We start from the raw sequence: 3,165 nt of genomic DNA on the forward strand, positions 1-3,165 counted from the left end.
GCGATTCCCGGTCGCTGCAACGCAGCGACAATGGGCGGCGAAAGCCTGCACACCATTCCTATCCCCGTGCCATTCAGGTCCGACACCTTATTCCAGGCACGCGACGCTTTCTCACGCCGATTTGTAAGCCGTGATCTGAGCGGCTACCATCAGGGACTTCTTCGTACGATTCCCCCTGCCTTCGCACCTCTCCGGATCCGCCGATGACCGCGTCCCCACCGAATTTATTTCCTCGCTGGCGTTCTTCTCTGGCACTGTTTTTGTCGCTCTGCGCTGCCATCGGCGTGAACGCCGTCGCCTCCGCCGCTGAGTCCGATCGCCCCAACATCGTGTTCATCTTCACCGATGACCACTGCACCCAAGCACTCAGCGCCTACGACCCGACGCGGATCACGACGCCAAACATGGATCGCATCGCCCGCGAGGGCATGCGGTTTGATCGCTGCTACGTGACCAACGGCATCTGTGGCCCCAGCCGGGCCGTGATTCAGACCGGCAAGTACAGCCACCTGAACGGCTTCATCCGCAACGGCAACCGATTCAACGGCGACCAGCAAACGTTCCCCAAGCTGCTCCGGGCGGCCGGCTACCAAACCGCCGTCATCGGCAAATGGCACCTCGCCACGACGCCCCAAGGGTATGACTACTACGACGTCTTGAAAGGCCAAGGGCCGTACTACAACCCGCCAATGATCACCGAGGGCGACGACGGGCAACCGGTCACGCGACCCCACACCGGATACACCACCGAGATCATCACCGACAAGACACTCGCCTGGCTGAAGCAGGATCGTGATCCCGACAAGCCGTTCATGGTGATGTACCAGCACAAGGCGCCTCACCGTAATTGGAGACCAGCGCCCAAATACTTGACTTGGCTGGACGACGTGACGATCCCCGAACCGGAAACGCTATGGGACGACTACCAGGGCCGCACCCAGTCGGCCAGCCGGCAAACGATGACGATCAAGACCCACTTGAACGCCAACGACCTGAAGTTGTCCGGATACGGCAACATGAACGACCAACAGAAGATCGCCTGGGACGCCGCCTACGGCCCCAAGAACAAGGCCTTCGAAGCCGCCAAAGACTCGATGACCGAAGAAGAGATCATCAAGTGGAAGTACCAGCGTTATGTCAAAGACTACCTGCGCTGCGTCAAAAGCGTCGATGACGGCATCGGCCAAGTGCTCGATTACCTGGACGAAAGCGGGCTGGCTGAAAACACCGTCGTGATCTATTCCTCCGACCAGGGCTGGTACCTCGGCGAACACGGTTGGTTCGACAAGCGTTGGATGTACGAAGAATCGCTTCGCACGCCGCTGCTGGCACGCTGGCCCGGCAAGATCGCGCCGGGATCCACTAACAACGACATTGTCTCCAATTTGGACTTTGCCGAAACGTTCTTGGATCTCGCTGGCGTTGACGTGCCCAGCGACATGCAAGGCCGATCATTGGTACCGCTGCTCCAGGGCAACACGCCGGACGATTGGCGTCAGGTTTTCTACTACCACTACTACGAAAATCCCGGAGCACACAACGTCGCCCGACATTACGGCGTGACGAACGGTCGGCACAAATTGATTCACTACTACGCGCTCGAAGGCAAGAAGATTGATGATTGGGAATTGTTCGATCTGAAAGCCGATCCGAACGAACTGCAAAGCGTCTACGGAAGCACCGACTACGCCGATGTTCAAAAGCGGCTGATGAATCAGCTGACCACCGCGCGGGAACAGTTTGGCGTTCCGGAAGATTCGGATCCGGGCACAGCCCGCAACCGCCAACCGAGAAACCAGGCGGCGAAAAAGAAGAAGTAGTGATCGGCGGCGGATGACACCGGTGGGCGAAACTCGATCGCACCCCGTGCGTCATCAGCGCGATCCAAGGGCAACAAGGATCACGCAACGATGCAAAGGAGCGGATTCAAATCGTTGCGGCTTGGCGACGTGGCGTGAGCGCCCTCCAGCAAGCACACCAACGCATCCGTCATACCGCCACTGATCAGTGGCTATCCTTCAGTTCTCTGTGAACAGAACACCAGATAGTTGCCGAAGGGGTCCCAGATATTCAAATCTGTATTGCGCCCCTGATATCGTGGATCCACGGCAACTGCCTCTGGATATTCGGTTTCTTTCGCATTCAGATAGTCACAATAGTTTTGCAATCCGAGGACTGGAATATTGACTTCAGAGATCGGCGCATCCTCCTTGGCATGCCCATTGAGATGAAGGAGGGCATCTCCAAGATGAATCTGCATATACAGTGGCGCCGTTGGCGAAAACCGTGACTCCCAGTCTATCTCAAAGCCCAAATATGCCAGATAGAATGCCTTCGCCGTGGCTTCACCGAACATCCGCAGGACCGGGATCGAAGACTTGATCTCGAACCCGTGGGGTGACTCTTGACTTGATTCGCTCATGAGGATGTGCCTCGATGACCAGATGCGCACGTACTGCTCGGAATGATAACGTCCGCCGTCAGCGGGCACGGGCATTGTGGTTTCCACTTGTAATCGCGCTGTGCCGTGCTCCGTGGCACGCAATGGTCATTCGCCGCTCTTGGGTTCATGAAAGTAGTAACATAAGCCGTCGGGCGCGACGACAAAGAAGACGGCAAACGATTTGCCGTCGCGGTCGTCGGTGCGGATATCGCCGGTTTCGAGTCCAGCATTCCCAAACTCACGTTTCAGTCCGTGAATGTCAGAGACGAGAATCGCCGCGCCATCCTGGGACGCATCGCCACCATTGACCGCAAATCCGACGCGGGTTCCGTCGCGTTCGAGGATTACCGTCGGAACCGGTTCAGTCGTTCGTTGGACTTCATTCATGCCGAAATGCTTACAGTACCATTCAGACGCGGAGGAAACATCGCATACGGGCAAAGCGAGCACGTCGTCCTGGTAGGGGAATGCTTCTTTGAATGCGGGTTTTGTCTTCATTGCGATTGGACGAATGCGCCAGATGCAGAAAGGGCTTCGGTCGGATAACGAATGGTGATCTATCCGCGCACGCGGAGGAACGGAGAGAGATCGGGCATTGAACTTTATCGGCCTCAGGCGGCGCGGTGCAGGACTGGATTAGAACGGATCCTGACGGAGAGTGCCAGCTTCTCAGGCCCAGGCGAATTCAAGCTGAGCGGCGGAAGGCTGGTCCGATTCGGCCG

3 protein-coding genes are annotated in these 3,165 nt (G+C 57.4%); 1 reads left to right on the plus strand and 2 read right to left on the minus strand.

Going from position 1 to position 3,165, the window contains the following annotated elements:
• The first annotated feature begins 203 nt into the window (after nt 1–203).
• On the plus strand, nt 204–1,820 hold the full coding sequence (locus NZK35_RS00165) for a sulfatase family protein (protein WP_259630579.1): 1,617 nt from the start codon (nt 204–206) through the stop codon (nt 1,818–1,820).
• Between the two features lie 191 nt (nt 1,821–2,011).
• Here NZK35_RS00165 and NZK35_RS00170 read toward each other — a convergent pair whose 3' ends face one another.
• Both NZK35_RS00170 and NZK35_RS00175 read right to left on the minus strand, forming a co-directional pair.
• Entirely contained in the window at nt 2,012–2,497 is a 486-nt protein-coding gene (locus NZK35_RS00170; protein WP_259630580.1) for a glyoxalase superfamily protein, read from the minus strand.
• Nucleotides 2,498–2,548: 51 nt separating this feature from the next.
• Nucleotides 2,549–2,941 (minus strand): VOC family protein, encoded by a 393-nt coding sequence (locus NZK35_RS00175; RefSeq protein WP_259630581.1) that lies wholly within the window; start codon nt 2,939–2,941, stop codon nt 2,549–2,551.
• Nucleotides 2,942–3,165 lie beyond the last annotated feature (224 nt).

The sequence above is a fragment of the Stieleria sedimenti genome (assembly GCF_025060895.1).
Classification (GTDB): domain Bacteria; phylum Planctomycetota; class Planctomycetia; order Pirellulales; family Pirellulaceae; genus Stieleria; species Stieleria sedimenti.